Annotated in this window: 16 protein-coding genes; 8 read left to right on the top strand and 8 right to left on the bottom strand. The window is 64.6% G+C overall.

What is annotated here, in order from left to right:
• The first annotated feature begins 202 nt into the window (after positions 1–202).
• Positions 203–1,012, top strand: coding sequence for a helix-turn-helix domain-containing protein (locus HNR07_RS12640; protein ID WP_184365150.1), 810 nt, complete (start codon positions 203–205; stop codon positions 1,010–1,012).
• Complete coding sequence (locus HNR07_RS12635) at positions 1,009–1,191, top strand: DUF397 domain-containing protein (RefSeq protein WP_184365149.1); 183 nt, start codon at positions 1,009–1,011, stop codon at positions 1,189–1,191. Before HNR07_RS12640 ends, HNR07_RS12635 begins: the two co-directional genes overlap by 4 nt.
• Positions 1,192–1,307: 116 nt before the next feature.
• Here HNR07_RS12635 and HNR07_RS12630 read toward each other — a convergent pair whose 3' ends face one another.
• Entirely contained in the window at positions 1,308–2,084 is a 777-nt protein-coding gene (locus HNR07_RS12630; protein WP_221318794.1) for a protein kinase, read from the bottom strand.
• 5 nt (positions 2,085–2,089) lie between these two features.
• Positions 2,090–2,956 carry a radical SAM/SPASM domain-containing protein gene (locus HNR07_RS12625; RefSeq protein ID WP_312893772.1) on the bottom strand — a complete coding sequence of 289 codons (867 nt, stop codon included), beginning with the start codon at positions 2,954–2,956 and terminating at the stop codon, positions 2,090–2,092.
• A 287-nt stretch (positions 2,957–3,243) separates the two neighbouring features.
• Between HNR07_RS12625 and HNR07_RS12620 the strand changes: the two genes are divergently transcribed.
• The gene (locus HNR07_RS12620) at positions 3,244–4,602 is read left to right on the top strand and encodes an IS4 family transposase (protein ID WP_184361008.1); all 1,359 of its coding nucleotides are present in this window, start codon (positions 3,244–3,246) and stop codon (positions 4,600–4,602) included.
• 36 nt (positions 4,603–4,638) lie between these two features.
• On the opposite strand, the gene HNR07_RS12615 is transcribed toward HNR07_RS12620, so the two are convergent.
• The 3 genes from HNR07_RS12615 to HNR07_RS12605 all read right to left on the bottom strand — a co-directional run bounded on the left by HNR07_RS12615 (position 4,639) and on the right by HNR07_RS12605 (position 6,788).
• Positions 4,639–5,292, bottom strand: coding sequence for a class I SAM-dependent DNA methyltransferase (locus HNR07_RS12615; RefSeq protein WP_184365148.1), 654 nt, complete (start codon positions 5,290–5,292; stop codon positions 4,639–4,641).
• Between the two features lie 162 nt (positions 5,293–5,454).
• Positions 5,455–6,654, bottom strand: a complete 1,200-nt coding sequence (locus HNR07_RS12610; RefSeq protein WP_184365147.1) for a methyltransferase domain-containing protein — start codon at positions 6,652–6,654, stop codon at positions 5,455–5,457.
• Positions 6,651–6,788 (bottom strand): hypothetical protein, encoded by a 138-nt coding sequence (locus tag HNR07_RS12605; RefSeq protein WP_184365146.1) that lies wholly within the window; start codon positions 6,786–6,788, stop codon positions 6,651–6,653. Before HNR07_RS12605 ends, HNR07_RS12610 begins: the two co-directional genes overlap by 4 nt.
• Positions 6,789–6,953: 165 nt before the next feature.
• On the opposite strand from HNR07_RS12605, the gene HNR07_RS12600 reads away from it, so the two are divergent.
• The gene (locus HNR07_RS12600) at positions 6,954–7,334 is read left to right on the top strand and encodes a DUF397 domain-containing protein (protein ID WP_184365145.1); all 381 of its coding nucleotides are present in this window, start codon (positions 6,954–6,956) and stop codon (positions 7,332–7,334) included.
• A gap of 27 nt (positions 7,335–7,361) precedes the next feature.
• A complete protein-coding gene (locus HNR07_RS12595) occupies positions 7,362–7,898 on the top strand; it encodes a hypothetical protein (RefSeq protein ID WP_184365144.1) in 537 nt (178 codons plus the stop codon).
• A gap of 205 nt (positions 7,899–8,103) precedes the next feature.
• Here the strand turns inward: HNR07_RS12595 and HNR07_RS12590 are convergent, their stop codons facing one another.
• Positions 8,104–9,279, bottom strand: a complete 1,176-nt coding sequence (locus tag HNR07_RS12590) for a methyltransferase domain-containing protein (protein WP_312893770.1) — start codon at positions 9,277–9,279, stop codon at positions 8,104–8,106.
• 522 nt (positions 9,280–9,801) lie between these two features.
• Between HNR07_RS12590 and HNR07_RS12585 the strand changes: the two genes are divergently transcribed.
• Genes HNR07_RS12585 through HNR07_RS12575 form a run of 3 tightly spaced genes read left to right on the top strand, consistent with a single transcriptional unit; the run spans position 9,802 to position 12,029 of the window.
• On the top strand, positions 9,802–9,951 hold the full coding sequence (locus HNR07_RS12585; protein WP_184365143.1) for a hypothetical protein: 150 nt from the start codon (positions 9,802–9,804) through the stop codon (positions 9,949–9,951).
• Positions 9,952–10,011: 60 nt separating this feature from the next.
• Positions 10,012–11,235, top strand: a complete 1,224-nt coding sequence (locus tag HNR07_RS12580; protein ID WP_184365142.1) for a JmjC domain-containing protein — start codon at positions 10,012–10,014, stop codon at positions 11,233–11,235.
• Positions 11,157–12,029: an aldo/keto reductase gene (locus HNR07_RS12575; protein WP_184365141.1), complete on the top strand. Its 873-nt coding sequence runs from the start codon at positions 11,157–11,159 to the stop codon at positions 12,027–12,029. Before HNR07_RS12580 ends, HNR07_RS12575 begins: the two co-directional genes overlap by 79 nt.
• A gap of 2 nt (positions 12,030–12,031) precedes the next feature.
• On the opposite strand, the gene HNR07_RS12570 is transcribed toward HNR07_RS12575, so the two are convergent.
• Both HNR07_RS12570 and HNR07_RS12565 read right to left on the bottom strand, forming a co-directional pair.
• Positions 12,032–12,979, bottom strand: coding sequence for an aminoglycoside phosphotransferase (locus HNR07_RS12570; protein WP_221318793.1), 948 nt, complete (start codon positions 12,977–12,979; stop codon positions 12,032–12,034).
• A gap of 69 nt (positions 12,980–13,048) precedes the next feature.
• Positions 13,049–16,321 carry a type ISP restriction/modification enzyme gene (locus tag HNR07_RS12565; protein WP_184365140.1) on the bottom strand — a complete coding sequence of 1,091 codons (3,273 nt, stop codon included), beginning with the start codon at positions 16,319–16,321 and terminating at the stop codon, positions 13,049–13,051.
• Positions 16,322–16,340 lie beyond the last annotated feature (19 nt).

The following is a 16,340-nucleotide window of genomic DNA, read 5'->3' as shown; positions in this document are numbered from 1 at the left end:
TCCAGCTCAGAACCCCCTATCTCCCCAGACGGGAATCGCTGAGCTGGAGCCTCACCGATTCATTCGAGCCGGAGAGACGGCACCTTGGTGCCTGATGGCGACTATGCCAAGTCGCAGGTCAGAGGGCCAGTGATACAACCGATAAGGACCCCAATGTAGTAGTGGGGTTGTAGGGGGTCCCTTTTCGTAGTTAGCTGGGGCCATGAGTGACAAGGTGCTACCCGAATGGAAACCGTTCGGTACGACGCTGCGCCGACACCGCAAGAGAGCTGGGCTTTCTCAGGCAGAGGTTGGTGAGAAGCTGGCCCTGAGCGGGGGGATGATTGGGCACTTGGAAAGAGCGACAAGAGTCCCAATCAGGGCACATGTTCGCGAACTGGACAGGATCTTCGCTACCGATGGTGAACTGGTGCAACAATGGTTGGACATCGTCGAGGAGAAGGACGTCCTGCCGTGGTTCAAGGACGCGCTGGAATCCGAGCGCCGATCCTGGAAGATCTGCGAATACCACCCCATCCTCATACCGGGGTTGCTTCAGATCCCCGCGTACACACGGGTGCTCGTCACTGCTCGACAGGTCCAGAAGTCTCGCGAGGAGATCGAGGAGGTAGTTGAGCTCCGCGCAAGCAGGCTGCCGAACCTGCAACCGCAGCGGCCCATCCTTTGGTTCGTGGTGGACCAGATCGTCGTTGACAGGGTTGTCGGTGATGAGCGGATCATGTACGAGCAGCTGGAGCACATCGTTCAGTTGGCCGAAGACGATACGATCCGGTTTCAGGTGATCCCTGACGAGGTCCGGAAGCACTGTGGTCTGTGCTCACCGTTTAGATTGATGACGATGCGTGACAACCGCAAGCTTGTGCGGATGGAACACACCCTGGGTGGAACCGCTTACGACAAGAGTGATGAGATCGAGGAGATGGCGGAGCTGTTCGGGGCGTTGCAAGCAGAGGCCCTGTCGCCCATCCGGTCCATTCAGCTGATCCAAAACATCATGAAGGGCTTGAAATGAACGAAGAGTGGGTCTGGCACAAGTCATCCCACAGTGACGGACGTGGCGGCGACTGTGTAGAGGTCGCGGAGGGCCCCACGGCGACGCGGTTCCGTGACACCCAGAACCGTCAGCTGGGCTACCTCGAAGCCCCGTCTACGGAGTGGGCTGCCATGGTGGCGGCAGCGCGCCGCCAGTAGTCCGACAGCGCAAACCGGCCCCGCCCAGGTGTATTGGGCGGGGCTGGTCCATGTTCAGCGGGCACAGGCTACCCCGGAGGCGTCACACACCACCAGGACCAAAGACCCGAACGTGTCTACCGCACGCCCCGGTGCTCTGCCCACGCCTCCGCAGCCGCCAACATAAACTTCCTCCACTCCTCTTCGGGCCTCGCCTCGACCACCCAACGCTGAATCCCCACATGCGCCCGCGCGAACGCGTTGATGGCTTCGGGGTCCGCGGCCTTCCACGTCTCACAGCCGTCCACCCACGTTTCAGCCTCGGCGGGGGTGTGCCCAGAGGCGATGAGCTGCACCACCAGGCACGCCGGGGTCAGGAACGCGGCCCCGACAGTCGGCCACTCCCAGTCCACAATCCACGATCGGTCAGCGCCGATGAGGACGTTGTCAGGCTGGATGTCGGTGTACAGGAGCGTGTCGCCGGCCAAGAGTTGGGGGGTGTCGGTGAACCGATCCCACCGGCTTTCCGCCCACCCTGCCGCTTCCGAGGGGAGTTCCACCGCCGCGATCCGGTCGATCAGCCCCACCACCTGGGACAGGTCGTGGTCTTCGCCGGGTGTGTACTCGGCAACCCGGCCCTGGACCACGTCGAACCCGAGCACGAACCATGGCTGCCCCTCGACCTTCCAGCGCAGGGTCGGTGCGATGCCGGTTAGGGCTGGGTTGATCAGGCCCTCCCGGACCACGGAGTCCAAGCGTCCGCCGGGCCGGTTCGGTACCCCTTTGACGAAGAACTCGCCTTCTCCGCTGGTGACCAGCGCGGTGGTGGAGAACCCGCTGCCGCCTTGGACAGGCCGCATGTCGGTGATGGGGCCGGTGTACGGCAGGATGAGGTCCTTGTACGGCAGTTCCATGGTCGTCACCTTCGAGGTGTGCAGCCGCTGTCGGGGACTCCGGGGCAGCACCAGCGGTCCGGTTCGCAAGGGATGGGGTTTGGCGGCGGGTCGTTCTTTCCGGCTGTGATCTCGTTTCGGGCTTGGGTCATGTCGGGGCCGGTCAGGATATCTGCCAGCGGCTCCTGGAGGACGTTGCCCGCGCTCATCCACGTGGAGAACACGCACGGGGACACGGTGCCGTCCGGTCCGATCGAGGCACGACCGTTGCCGCACGCCCCACACAGCCCGGAGCAGTCGGGTTCCTGCCCTTGGGCTCCTCGCCCATAGGGGCGAACGTGGTCAACGCCGATCCATCGCACTCCGAGGGTTTCGAGTTCGGCTCGGGTCTCCTCGACCCCTTCATTGTCTGGGGTGATGATCGAAACCCGCAGCGGCACCCTCAGTTCCAGTGCGCGGACGATGTTCGCCCGGGTGTGGCGGTGCGAAGCAGGGCGGCCGGTCATCAGGTTGTGCCGGGCCGGGGCGGCCGAGTAGTAGGAGGTAGCCAGCGACATGCCGGAGTGCTGGAGCAGCGCCCACCAGGCGGGGGAGACGTGGACGAGGTTGGAGTACACCTCCACGTTCAGCCCGCGCCCGAGAGCGTGCTCGGCGATCGCTGGGGCGTCGGGGTGGAGTGTCGGTTCTCCGCCGATGAGCTGGACGTGGCGGGTTTCGGTGTCGGCGGCCTGGTCCACCACGCGGAACCAGTCGGTTCGGGTCATCTCGCCGTGGTCGCCGTTGGGTCCGGAGTTGTTGTAGCAGTGGGCGCATTCGAGTTGGCACTGGCGGGTGAGGTCGAGCCAGAGCATTCCGGGGCGGGTTCGGGGTGGGGCGTCGGGGGTGATGGTCACGTGTCCTCTTCTCCATCGGGGTTGAGGTGTGTTGCCATCTGGGGAGACGGGGCCGCCATGATCGTAACGGTGTGTGGTTGGGTTGTCGCGGGTTTGGCTGAAAGCGGCCAACCGCAGACCACCCCAGCTAGCCGGGTTGCCATTCACCCCGCTGGCGACGTATTGAACAGGGTTAACCCCAATGCCGTGTAGTTAGGCGAAGCGCGGGTGTGTCAAATCACCTGAAACCAGGACGGAGCTCCTGCTAGAACCGTGTCAACCACGATCACCGTTCAGCAGGAGCTCCGTTGGACACCCAGTGTGCCATCTCCCAACCGTTCACAGTCGCGTCCGGGGCCTTCGCCCCGGGCCACCTCGGCGAACTCACCCGCATCATCCCCTTCGAGATGGTCGACCACGCACTGGACCAGACCCACAGGACACAAAAACGGATCCGGGACCTGCCCTCCCGAGTCGTGGTCTACCTCCTGCTGGCAGCAGCTCTGTTCCCCGATATGGGCTGGTCACAGGTATGGCAGCGCCTCACATCGGGCCTGAAGGGCCTGAGCGTGTCCGCACCCACCGCCAGCGCGCTGGCCCAGGCCCGCACCCGGGTCGGGGCCGCGCCGCTACGTTGGCTACTCGACCTGCTACGCGGCCCGGCAGCGGGCATCGCCACCCCCGGAACGCGGTGGCGGGGCCTGCTGGTCTGTGCGATCGACGGCACCACCATGTCGGTCCCTGACAGTCCAGCCAACCTGAGGCGCTACACCAAGCACGGCTCGCACAACGGCGGCTCCAGCTACCCCTCCCTGCGGCTGCTCGCACTGGTCTCCTGCGGCACCCGCACGCTCATCGACACCTGTTTCGGGCCCACCACCCGCGGCGAGACCACCTACGCCCCGGCACTGTTGCGCAGCCTGGGTGAGGGGATGCTCGTGCTCTTGGACCGCAACTTCGCCGCCCAGGACCTGCTCAAATACATCGCTGCTACCGGCGCTCACGTCTTGGTCAGGGTGAAGATGAGCCGTAGGCTGCCGGTCCTGGCCCGGCTGAGCGATGGCTCCTACCTGTCGCGGATGGGCGCGCTTCGGGTTCGCGTCATCGAATGCCAGATCACCGTCGCCACCACCCAGGGCCGCCGCACGGTCGATTACCGGCTGGCCACCACCTTGACCGGTCACCGGGCCCATCCCGCTGCCGGGCTGGTGCGGCTCTACCACCAGCGTTGGGAGATCGAGACCGCCTACCTTGAGATCAAGTCCACCCTGCTGGGCGGGCGTGTGCTGCGGGCCCGTACCCCGGGCGGGATCGACCAGGAGGTCTACGCGCTGCTGGTCACCTATCAGGTACTGCGTTTGGCGATGGCCGATGCCACTGCGGCCCGCGGCGGTGTCGATCCTGACCGGGCCAGTTTCACTGTTGCGCTCAACACCGCCCGCGACCTGGTCATCCAGGCCGCGGGGGTGATCGCTTCAGCGGTGATCGATCTGGTCGGTGTCATCGGTCGCCGGGTGTTGGCTGATCTGTTGCCCGATCGGCGTATCCGGACCCGACCCCGCGTGGTCAAACGCGCGATCTCCAAGTACAACGCGAAGGGCGTGGTTGACCGGACCAGTTACAAGGCCACCATCAGCATCGACATCCTGGCTGGGCCAGGCCCTTGACACAGCACCCAGAACCTTAACTACACGGCATTGGGGTTAACCCTGGTGCGCCACCCCGATCAAGGTGCCCACGTGGTCTGGTTGCGGAGCTGGCTCGACCCACACCCGGGGACCGACGAACCCGGCCGCTTGCAGTAGCTCCTCCCACTCCTCCGGTGTAGCGGCCCACTGGTGCAGCCACACCCGCCGCCCTCGAAACCCGCCCCCGTACATCCCCTGCGGCCCCGACGAGCCAGGGACCGGCTCAGCATGGGAGAACACCAACCGCCCGCCCGGTGCCAACCTCTCCCGCACCAGCGGCAGAAGCACACGCGGGTCGCTGAACCACACCGCACCCCACACCGAGTAGATCGCGTCCCAGCGCTGCTCGGCTGCTTCCAGGAACGCGATCACGTCGCCCTGGTGGAAGCTGGCCCCCAACGGTCGCCACCGCTCGCGCGACTGTTCCACCTGGACGGGTGAGACATCGACGCCTTCGGCCTTGATCCCGGCTCGGGCCAGGGCAGCGACCTCGACCCTGCGGCCACACCCCAGCTCCAACGCAGAGCCGGGGTCGCCGAGCAGTTCACAGCCCGGCCCGCGCCCGTCCCACTGAGTCCATCCGAACGCCGCTTCCAGGTCGGATTCGGCATTGACACCGCTGGCGTAACGGTCCCAGTACTCGGTCACCGTGGAGGTCGGGTAGGCCATGAGTGGTTCTCGTGGGTTGGGAGTGCAGGGTCCGGCCCACGGTAGCCACGTCACCGGTGCGGCGGCAGGGGAACAGAGTAAGAGGCCGATTGTGCGCACGGGGTCAGAGTGCCGGCGGGTTAAGAACCACGCCATAACCCGGACCACCTCGACGGCTCAACCCTAGCGAGAGCGCTTTCGCTGTTTCGGGTTCAGCACACCAGCCGGGGTATCGACCCACAGGTGTGTCCAGTGTTCGCCCACGGTGACCCCCAACCGGTCCCGATCGGGGGAGCCAAAGCGGGTCCACTCATCCCACGCAGCGGCGATCTCGGCCCACAGGTCCCGGGACCCGTCTTGACGGGTCTCGTATGGGCCACCTTCGGGGGTGTACTCGCCCAGCGCCCAGGACCCGTCCGGTGTGGCCACATAGACGGTCGCTTCCCCAGCCCACTCCGGACGCTCCTCGGCTGCCTCGTAGACCGCGTAGCGCAGGTCCGGCACCAGATGCCCCAAGGCGAGTTGCCACCCGGTGTTGCGGTAGGCGACCACCCTCGGGTTGAACTCGATCAGACCGTCCGTCGCCCCTGGCGCGTCCTCGTCCACCAGCTCACGGACCCGGCGCTGATCCGGCCGCTGGGACCGCAGCACCATGAACGGAGCGTCACCGATGAAGTGCCCGGTCGCGGTCCCGTCCCCGTGAACCCGGAGCTTCAGCAGGACCCCGGGTGTGTTGCCCACCTCGAACGGGGTCACGATGATCCCGTACCTCGCGCTCCGCTCCACCCACGAGAACGGGACTTCACCGCGCGCCGCGACGGTCGACAACACCCTGTCGAACTCGTTCTCGCCAACCTCCGGGGCCCCGGCCGCGTCGGCTGCCACGACCGTCGGGTGGTGGCCGGCCTGCGCGAGATTCTTCACTGCGGTCTCGGCCAGCCCCGGGTCGATCTCGACCGACACCACCGAGTCCTCACCCAGCGCGTGACACAACAAGGCCGTGTTGTAGCCGGTGCCCGTTCCGATCTCCAACACCCGGTGACCCTCCCGGGCGTCGAGGGCCTGGAGCATCCGCAGGACCAGGGACGGTTGGCTGATGCTGGACGTCGGCAACCGTCCCCGCCCGTCCTCGCCCACAGGTTCGCCGTCATCGACCTGGGTGACGAGAGCGAAGTCGCCAGCTACCCATCGGTCCCATCGTGGATCCGTGCGGGTGATGGGGCACTCCCACCCGGGGTGGGCTGGGTCGGGTCCGTAGATCGTCTCGGGGAGGAAGGCGGATCGGTCGGTGGCGAGGACTGCTCGGTGCCACAGAGGGTCGGTCAAGGTGCCAGTGGTGGCCAGGGCTCGGGCCAGCCCGGCCCCGGGTGGGGTGGTAGTCATGTGGGGCGCTGCCCGTCCTGAGAGGGGGAGGGGAAGCCCTCGTTGCCGTGTTCGTTCGGCTTCTCGCCGTCGCTCCCACCGGACCCGCCGGACCCGGAGTCGGTCGGTTTGTCCTTGTCTCCGTGCTTGCCCACGTGTGTGCTCCGTCCGGCTAGGGGGTCAACCCCTGCACAGTAACTCGGAGTGGCTGGGCTGTCGCAGGGTTGGCTGGAACTGGCCAACTCACCCACCCCAGCCGGGTTACCCTTCACCTCGGCCCCCGTGTCCCCAAACACCATCCGACATGCAAAGGCAATTCCATGACCGACACCCAGCAGGAACTGCCGCCCGAGGCCATGGGCAACGAGAAGTGGCACGACACCACCGACGCACTCTGGATGCGCTCCTCCCTATCCAACCCCGATGCCGAAGCGATCGTCGAAGTCGCCGAGTTCGACGACGGCTTCCGCGCCGTCCGGGACGGCAAGTCCTCGGAGAAGGGCACCCTCTTCTTCACCCCCGCCGAGTGGGAAGCCTTCGTCCTCGGGGCCCGGGACGGTGAGTTCGACATCCCCGAGGAGTACCTCACCGAGGAGGAGATCAAGATCCAGCGCGGCCAGACCGAGGTCGAAGCGGCCTGGGTGCCCTCCCCGCTGAACACCCCGGAAGCCATGGCCGAATACCACCGCCGCCAGAACTGAGAGCAATGCTCCTGGCATGCTGAGCCCATGACTGGTAACACTCATCAGGACCCTGAGGAGCGCCATGCCCACCTGATCCGGGTCTTCACGGCTCTGGGTGCGGCGGATCCGCAGGCCTGGGCCGACTCCGAAATGGGCGAGGACATTCCGCAGCTGGCCCGTTTCCTGTTTCTGCGTTGTGTCCGGCAGGTGGTGGCGCAGTGGGAGCAGCCCGGCGCCGTGGAGCAGCTGCTCGCCGATCCGCGAAGCCCCGACGCGCTGGCGCAGTTCGAGGCTGCGGGCATCGAGCCACGGACGTTGGCGCTCTTCGCCAGTCGAGTCGCCCATGCCACCGCCTTCGACCTGGCCTATCGGCTGGCAGACTCCGACTTCGTCGACCACGACCCGCAGGATCCCGACGGATACCCGCCAAGGGAGCTCCGCGACGAACTTCCTGGCTGGTGCCTGGTGGAGTCCACGCCGACCGGTGAACACACGGACCGCCACCTCGACAGCCTGCACGAGGACATCGGCGGGCTCTGGGAGGAGTTCACCGCGGAGTTCGAACCGCGGCGGGGTGAGTAGGAGTACCGAACACCCACACGCTCTCGAACCACAAGTCTTGCCAATTACTCCAGAACGATCGGGAAGGGCACTGCCCGGCTTGAGGGTCCCCTCTGCGCACACCCTTCAGGAGTGCGTGCTCCCTGTCCGTTGGGGATGCTGGACGACCGCCGATGAGTCTCCGCGGTACCAGCAGCCTCCGGAAGGGCGGTGGCGTTGGGGAGGGTCAAGCCACGGGGGTGTGAGGTGTGTCCACCCACAGCCGTTGGTCGCCCCCGACCGTCACGCTCACTCCGAGCCGGTCACGGCCTGGTCTCCCCGCTGCCTCCCAAACGCGGTGGGCTCTGTCGATCTCCGCGCACAGATCGCGGGGCCCGCCGCGGTGCGCCTCGTAGTCGCTGTCAGCGGGCACGTACTCGACCAGGGCCCACGAACCACGCCTGTCGTACAGGTAGACGGTGGCCTCGCCGCTGTCGTCCGCTGCGGGGTAGCGGACCGTACTCAAGTGGGGGACCAGCACCCCGAGCACCAGGGCTAGGCCCCCAGCCGGGTCAGCGTCGCAGACCGGCATGGGGTTGAAGGTCGTGCGGTACTCCACAGCTCCCGGGGCGCCTTCGTCAACGTAGTCCCGCCAACCCCCGGCCGGCACCCGCTGGTCGCGCAGCCACATGAACGGAGCATCACCGCTGACCTGCCCGTGCGCGGTCCCGGTGTCGTCCACGGTCAACCGCAGAAGGCCGGTGGTCGCGAATCCGGTCGCCCAGGGAGTGACGATGACACCGCCGGGCCGGGTCTGGGAGATCCACGCACCGGGGATGTCGTGGGCCGCGACGGTAGCGAGAACGCGATCGTAGAGCGCTCGGCTCGGGACCCCGCCGACACCGTCTCCTACGACCAGGCACGGCTTGTATCCGGCCGCCGCCAGGTTCCTTCGCGCCCGCTCGGCAAGAGCCGGGTCGATCTCGATGGAGGTGACGTGCTCGTCACCGAGCCGCTCACACAGCAGTGCGCAGTTATACCCGGTCGCGGTGCCGATCTCCAACACGCTCATACCCTCGCTCACGTCCAGGGCCTGGAGCATCTCGACGACCAGAGAGGGCTGGGAGGCCGAAGAGGTGGCCCGCTCACCGCGCCCATCCGGGTAACAGGGGCGGCCGTCATCGACCTGGGTGATGACCGAGACGTCATCGTAGGCCCAGCGGGACCAGTTCAGGTGTGAGCGGGCCACAGCAACGAGGCGGCCGTCGCCGGCGTCAAGGTCCTCTCCCCACACGGTGTCGGGGAGAAAGTCGTGCCGCGGCACCCTTTCCAGAGCCTGGCGCCAGGCTGGGTCGGTGAGGATGCCGCGCTCTGCGAGGAGAGCGGCGAGGGCGGCCCGCCGCTCGATGTGGGGATCGGCCACTACTTGCCCTGTTTCTCTCCGCCGCCGCCGTGCGGGCTGAGGTGCTGGGAGTCATTGTCCTTGGGGTTGCCGCGCTGGTCCGGGGGTTTGTCTGCGTCGCTGTGCTTGCCCATGTCAGCTCTTCCAGGGGTGAGGGGAGACGGTACAGGGTGACGGTAGCTCTTCTGTGACTCTGCGTTATGAAGTTGTCCGGAACCGGTCTGTGATGTGTGGGCAGGTGCGAGGGAGGGAAAACGTGTCAGCTCGGGCGAGGCCGCTGTCATGGGCGAGCGCAAACTTCTGCACCTGCCTGGTAGAGCCGAAGATCATCCCAGATGTGCCCTGTTGCGGGCCGGAGCGAATTTCACATCAGCACCACTAGTTCTATTTATTCAACTGAAGAACAACTGGTGCGACAGTCATGAAACCAAGACAAGTCGGCGACCTGTGGTTACAGGTTTTGGTGCTAGATGTCCTATTGACTCCATGGAAGGCTGAAAATATCCTCATGTCGCTTCACCCCTGACGGAAAAGGAGAGAGTCATGAGTGCCCCCTCTGGCGACCTGGTGATGAACGTAGAGGTCCTGGCTGGAGTCCACGACCGCTTCGATGCTGAGCACTCCGATCCCACGGGAACCTCGGTGGGCGACGACGGAGAAAACCGCGACGGATTCGCCCACGTCGAGCCCTAGCGTTTCCCGGAAACAAAATCTTCTCCGAGCTTCGGCAAGCGTTAATCCTGGAAGGGACCCATGGAACACCGGTTCGTACGGGAGATCGAGCAGGCACTCAGCTGGCCAGGGCCAAGCATGCTGGGCAAGGAATTCACGCGCGGGAGCGTGAGCGACTCCAGTCTCCCCACTCGACTGCTGACTCCGCACAAGCTGCTCGACCTCATCATGAGACGCAGCCTGTCGGCCCCGCAGTTCCGGTGCTTTCGCGCGGGAGAGGAGCTCCATCCGTCCCGGTTCCTCAGCGACTCGGTGAGCCGTCGCGGTCAGAGCATCCGGATCCCCGATATGCGCAGACTCGGCCGCCTGCTCGACGATGGCTGCACCCTGGTACTCGACGAGGTGAACTTCTTCGACCCCACCATGGAAGTGGCATGTCGGGCCCTGCAGTGGTGGTCGCATGAACTCGTCCAGGTCAACACCTACCTGACCACCCAGGACGCGGCCGGGTTCTCCCTCCACTGGGACGACCATGACGTGGTGATCATCCAGCTCGCAGGAGAGAAAAGCTGGGAGGTGCGCGGCGCTTCCCGAGTCGCACCCATGTACCGGGATGCCGAACCCAACAACGAGCCCCCCGAGGACGTGCTCTGGGCCGGGACCATGCGCCCCGGCGACGTCATGCACATCCCCCGCGGCTACTGGCACCAGGCCACCCGCACCGACCGGGGAGATGGCTACAGCCTCCACGCCACCTTCGGCTTCGTCAAGCGCGCAGGAGCCAACTGGATCGCATGGCTCGCCGACCGGGCCCGCGAACACGAGCTGTTCCGCCATGACCTGGAACGGTGGAGCACGAGCGCATCCATCGAGGCCCAGCAAGAGGCGCTCACCCAGGCCGCCGCAGAACTACTCAAGGCCCACACCCCCTCGGAGTTCCTCTCCGCCCGGGAAGAGCAGCGTCCAGCTTCACGGCACGTTCCCCACCTGCCGATCTTCGGGAATCTCACCGACGTGGTGTGCGTGACCGAATTTCCCCCACACGTTCGCGAGGATGGTGGCGCTGTCACTGTCCAGGCCGCAGGCAAAAAGATCACCTTCGCCGCCAAGGCTGCCCCGGCGCTGCGAATGCTCCTCAGCGGAGCCCCTGCGCGCGTAGCCGATGTCGCCGAGGAAACAGGTGTCGACGCCGCGCAACTCGCCAACGTCCTGGTCAAGGAAGAACTGTGCGCTCAACTGACCCCGGAGTTGTTCTCGGCCTATACCGGTCTCGTTATGAACGAGACCTTCTCGAAGGCGCTCTGAAACTCGGAGTCCACCGGATCGACACCAGCTACAACTACCTCGGCTTCGCCGCCCACCACACTCTCGCCCAGCGTGCGGGTGACCTGCTGCCAGAGCTGTCGATCTCCACCAAGGTCGGATTCTTTCCTGCCGGGAGGGGCGGCAGTGAGCACTCCTTGGACCCGCAGCGGCTGCGGCAGGCCGTGGAGGAGAGCGCGGAGGAGCTTGGCGTGTCCCCGGACGTGGTGTTTCTGCACAACCCCGAGCACACCCTCGCACGTTTGGAACCCCAGCAAGCGAGCGACGTTCTGGCCGACGCTGGCGCTGAACTGGAAGCCGCGGTGGCCAGCGGATTAACCTCCTCCTGGGGCATCGCGTCGTGGAACCCGCAGCCCCTTCTTCCTGCGCTCGAAGGAACAGGGGACACGTCCACTCCGCAGGTGTTCATGGCGCGCTCAGGCTTGACCGTCAGTTCCCGCACCCTGCACGCCATCGAAGCAGTTACCGCGCTGTGGGGCCTTTCCCCAGCCCAGAGGTGGGGGATGAGCCCGTTCGCTGGGCACAGCACGGACCCGGTGTGGGACCAGGTCAACGCTCGTATGTTCCTTTCGGATGACTCATCCTGCTCGAATCTGGCTGCCGCCTTCCGGGCCTCCTACGAACTCCCGAACGTCAGCCGTGTGGCGGTTGGAACCAACCAGCTCGGCCATCTTCGTGAACTACTCCAGGCCGCACAGCTGCCAGCTAACGACTCGGCGATCGTCAGCTACCGAGCCCTGCTGGCCACCGCTTCCACCAACCGCCGACGCGTGTGAAGCTACGCGCGGCCCTCTCCCTGTTCTGCCCGCAGTTGGCTGATCAAGGAGTCAGCTGCGTGACGCGCCGGTTCGGTGAAGGGCATGGTCTTTCCGCTGCGGGCGTGGGCCCGCAGCACGTTGGCGCAGAACAGCAGCTGAGACAGCCTCCCCGCCCGTGTACAAAGGTCCTGGCGGAACTCGTTCTGGACACGGTCAGCGACCGACGGCACTCCCAAAGAGAAACCCCACAAGGTGGCGGCGTCATAGCCGCGCGGGGCCGCCCCCCAGTCCTCCCAGTCCAACAGGTGACATTTGGCGGCGGTGAGATTGCCCCAATGCAGGTCAGCGTGCGCGGTGCCCCATTCGTCCACATGCGTGTCTACAGCGTCGCCGAAAACCTCGGTAAGGCGGCGAGTCAGGTGGGCCTGGCCCATGCCCACACGATCAGTGCTGTGGGAAGCCAGCGCGGTCAGGGACTTCTTCAGCTCAGACCACCAGGCGTTACCCAGCTGGGGATCAGTGGTGATACTCCCGTTCTCCGCGATGACCGGTGCTTTGACCAACGTCATCTCATCAGCCCGCCACACCGCGTCCCGAGGCTCGTCCTGCCAGCGTACGGAGCGCCGCAGCTGTGGTTTGGAGACCCCGGTCAGTACCGAAGCACATTCAGCACCCGTCCAGGACTGACCATTCATCCGGTCAGCACGACGCCACTGGATCCTCACCCACATGCCGGTGTTCGTGCGGAATCCAACGGTGCTCCCGGTGTTGCCGTAGGCCGCACTGCTTCTGTCGAGTTCAACACCCAACCAGCGTTCCACTAGCAGGAGAACGTCCTCGTGTTCCTGCTGATGGATGTCGTGTATAGGCTTGACTTGGCCAGATTGGGGGGCAACATTTGCCATGAGGAGCCTCCCTCTCGTAAGGAATTTTGGCACCAGCTGCTTCGGTTTGATATTCCTGGCCATGCGTCGAAGCAGAATTTTTTGACTCGCTGGAGAAGGCGATTTTTGTTTGATGCAACTCCCTTGTCTAAATCAGCTGGTCAAGGGTGGCTTTGTGTGCCACTCATGGGAATTGTCTTGGGCGTTTCGGTAGTAAGAATCCAATTTTTCCTCGAGGAGAACTAGCAGAGTTAGGCGTTGGACCGTGGCGGTCACTTGGCGTACTTCACCCGAAGTCAGGGCACGCCCTAGGACACGTTCATCACGGTAGGAGAGCCACTTGCGCAGAACGGCGTATCCGCCGATTTTGTAGCCCCAGACAGCAGAGGGGACTGCGGACCAATGAGCATCCCCGTTGAGATGCACCTCCATCGCTGTCCCTAGACGTTCTATCGCTGTGGGAGGCAGGCCCAAGGTGCCAGTGAGAGCTTGAAGATGATCGTGTTCCTTGGCTGTCCACGACCGGCTGCTCGTCCGCCCGTTGGCAGGCAAGACCTTGTTGGCCTGAATACTCGCCCAAGAGACCAAGCGCAGGCTTTCGTGTGACAGCGGAGTGTCGTGGGTGCTGGTAATCGCCCCCAGCCCGCGTAGGTGTTGACCCGAGTCTCCGACCAAGGAGGACAGAGGGGTATCTGTGGTCAGCAGTCCTGCGATCTGACGCCCGAGTGCGGCACCCGTTCTCAACAACGCTGCGTCTGCTGGGAGGGGCACACGTTGGTAGTGAAAGCCCCCGCCATCACAGTTCTCTGACAAATAAGCAGGGCTGAAGCCGATAGCCAGCGCATGCAGCCACGGCATTTCCCCGACGGTGACATCAACGTCTGGGTCGCCAGCACCGATTGCGGCAAGCCACTCCCGGGCACGTGTGGACAGGTTGGCGCGTGCTTCCTGGCCGGTGTCAAAAATCGAGGTCTGCCCGTTCGGGTCTTCGCGCTCCCCTGCTAGGCGGGTGGGAATGTAATAGGCGTTCTTATGGAGAGCGTGGTCGTCTCCAATGCTGGGGCTATAATAGAAAGCTGCTCCGTCCAAAGCGCGAGGCACCCTGCGTCGGGCGAGGAAGAATTCACTTCCTTCCTCGGCCATATTTTGCAACTCCGGTCGGGGTTCATTCCACAGCGGCCGTTTCGGATCGGTGTAGGCCCACTGGTATTCATAAGGACGAACGAGGTAGGGGCGCAGATGATGAGGATCGTAGCCGCCCTTGGCGATCAAGGCCGCTCGGGTCTTCTCTGGATTGAAGCGAGCCCATGGGTGTGCGAGACCTTCTAGGTCCTGGCCCAAGTCTTCCGTCTTCACAGCCGGGTCGAGGTAACGCCGCATCCGCCCCTCCAAGGCTTGGGGGTCGGAGTCGATGAGCGTTCCTCCGCGTTTTTCGAGCAGCCCTGGCATGGGAGCAGCCTCAGCCAACTCGTCTACACGCGCCCATGTGAAGTAGTCAGGATGCAAGTTCTGCGGTCGGAGAGTGTAGGCGGTGTCCTGTAGCGGAACCAGCGGAGCGTACGCGGGCTGGTCGGTAGTGAGGCTACGGTACAGGTCAGATTTTTTCTCGCTTCCCCAAAAATCCCGGTACAGCACGACAGAAGCCTGGTCCTGCTGGCTTCGACGGCGCACGAAAGTGCTGATCGCCGTGCCGACACTGATCCCCGAGCGGTTGTGGTTGGTGGCGAAGACTGAAGGATCGCTTTGTCCGTCCGGGGTCTTCTTCCCCGTCTCGCGTGCGTCACCGTTGAGGTTGTCGATCCACAGGCAATTGAACTCCTGCAGCAGGCGTTTACGTACCAGCACCAACGAAGGGTCATTCAAGTAGGAGAAGTTGCTGATGAGGCAGACCACACCTTCCCCTTGGGCTTCGGTGATACGGCGCTCGGCCAACCTCAAGAAACGGATGTAGAGATCGTCGATGTTGCTGCGCTTCACACCCCAGCTGGCGAGGCCCTCCTTGTACACGTCAACGAGTCCGCCTTCCTCCTCAGGGCTGACTCCCGCATAGGCGTTGTAGGGAGGATTGCCCAGGACCACGAGGATGGGACTTTTCTGCTTTACCTCGCTGGCCGCATCCCGTTCAGCTACAAGTTCAGGGAAGCCGAGCTGGGGCTGCTCTGCTCCCTTAAGCCAACCGGTCAGTGCGTTGGTCAGATACACAGCCGCTCGCTGCTCGGTTTCGGTATCCAAGGGTGCGCCCAGAGTGCGCAGGTACATGCCGATCTGCAGGTGAGCGACGACGAAGGGGGCGGGAAGTATCTCGAACCCGATGATTCGTTTCAGGGCCGCTTCGCGCACATCGTGGCCGGCGAGAGCGTCACCAGTCGTCTCACTGAGAGTGCGGTGGATACGACGCAGCACCTCCAGGAGAAAGGATCCGGTGCCAGCGCAGGGATCGAGGACATACACCCGCTCGTCGGCCAGCCCGTCGGGACAGTCCATCTCCTGGCGCAGCATCGTGTCGACTCGCTCCACCATGTAGGAGACGACCTCGCGTGGCGTGTACCAAATGCCCAGTTCGCGGCGCAGATTCGGGTCGAACTCGGCGAGGAAGGGCTCATAGAAGTACAGGACGGCGTCACTGGACTCGAACGTGGCGAAGAAAGCCTGACGGTCGACCCGATTGAGAGCATCCCCAGCCCAGTCCAACACCTCGCCCAGGTGCAAGGGCCGCAGCCGGGAAGCGTTGGAGACCTGGTCGAAGAGAGCACGAACCACAGGGACGTTCAGCAGCCAGCTCGCGGTGCGCCAATCGAAACGCTCCGTGCCGTCTCTGGGCTGCTCCGACCAGAAGACCCAGGCCGAGAAGATGCCGTAGAAGAGAGTTTGTACCAGGGTCGACCGGAAGAACCGGTCCTGTTCTTCTCCCTGGAAGGTGAGGCCGAGCGCCTCTCCCAGAGCCTTACGAAGAGGGTTGAGCGCCCGCAGATCGCCTTTATCGATGCGGTCAAGTGCCTGGCGCGCGTATGCGGCGAGGAAGAATGCGAGATCCTCAGCGCGGGTGATCGGTGCCCCGACCATGAGCACCCGGTTGAGGTAGCTGTGCAGGCTTGCGGCCACATCCGGAAAGTCCTTGCGGCGCTCCAACTGCTGAAGTTCTTCAGCGGAGCTGGCCAGAGTGAAGGTTTCCCTGCGCTGCGGCCCTTCTGCTGTTTGCTCCCACAGGGCGAACTCGTGGAAGTTGGTCAGCAAGAGCTTGCCGTAGCGGCGCAGGTACTTCTTTGCCTGAGCTGAGGAAGCGATCTTGTTCAGATCGGTTTCCAAGGGCTTGGCTTCGACCGCCCCGTGGGTAGGGAGTTGACGCTCGAAGGCTGCACCTGATCCCCCGGCCCGGCGAAGCTGGTGGGCAGCGAACAGCCCTCCGTCAGGGATGCCTGCGCCCATGTCGCCTGGATGGAGCACC

This window comes from Nocardiopsis metallicus, assembly GCF_014201115.1.
Classification (GTDB): Bacteria; Actinomycetota; Actinomycetes; order Streptosporangiales; family Streptosporangiaceae; genus Nocardiopsis; species Nocardiopsis metallicus.
Note: the sequence above shows the minus strand (reverse complement) of the source record. Positions and strands in the feature narration are given on the sequence as shown.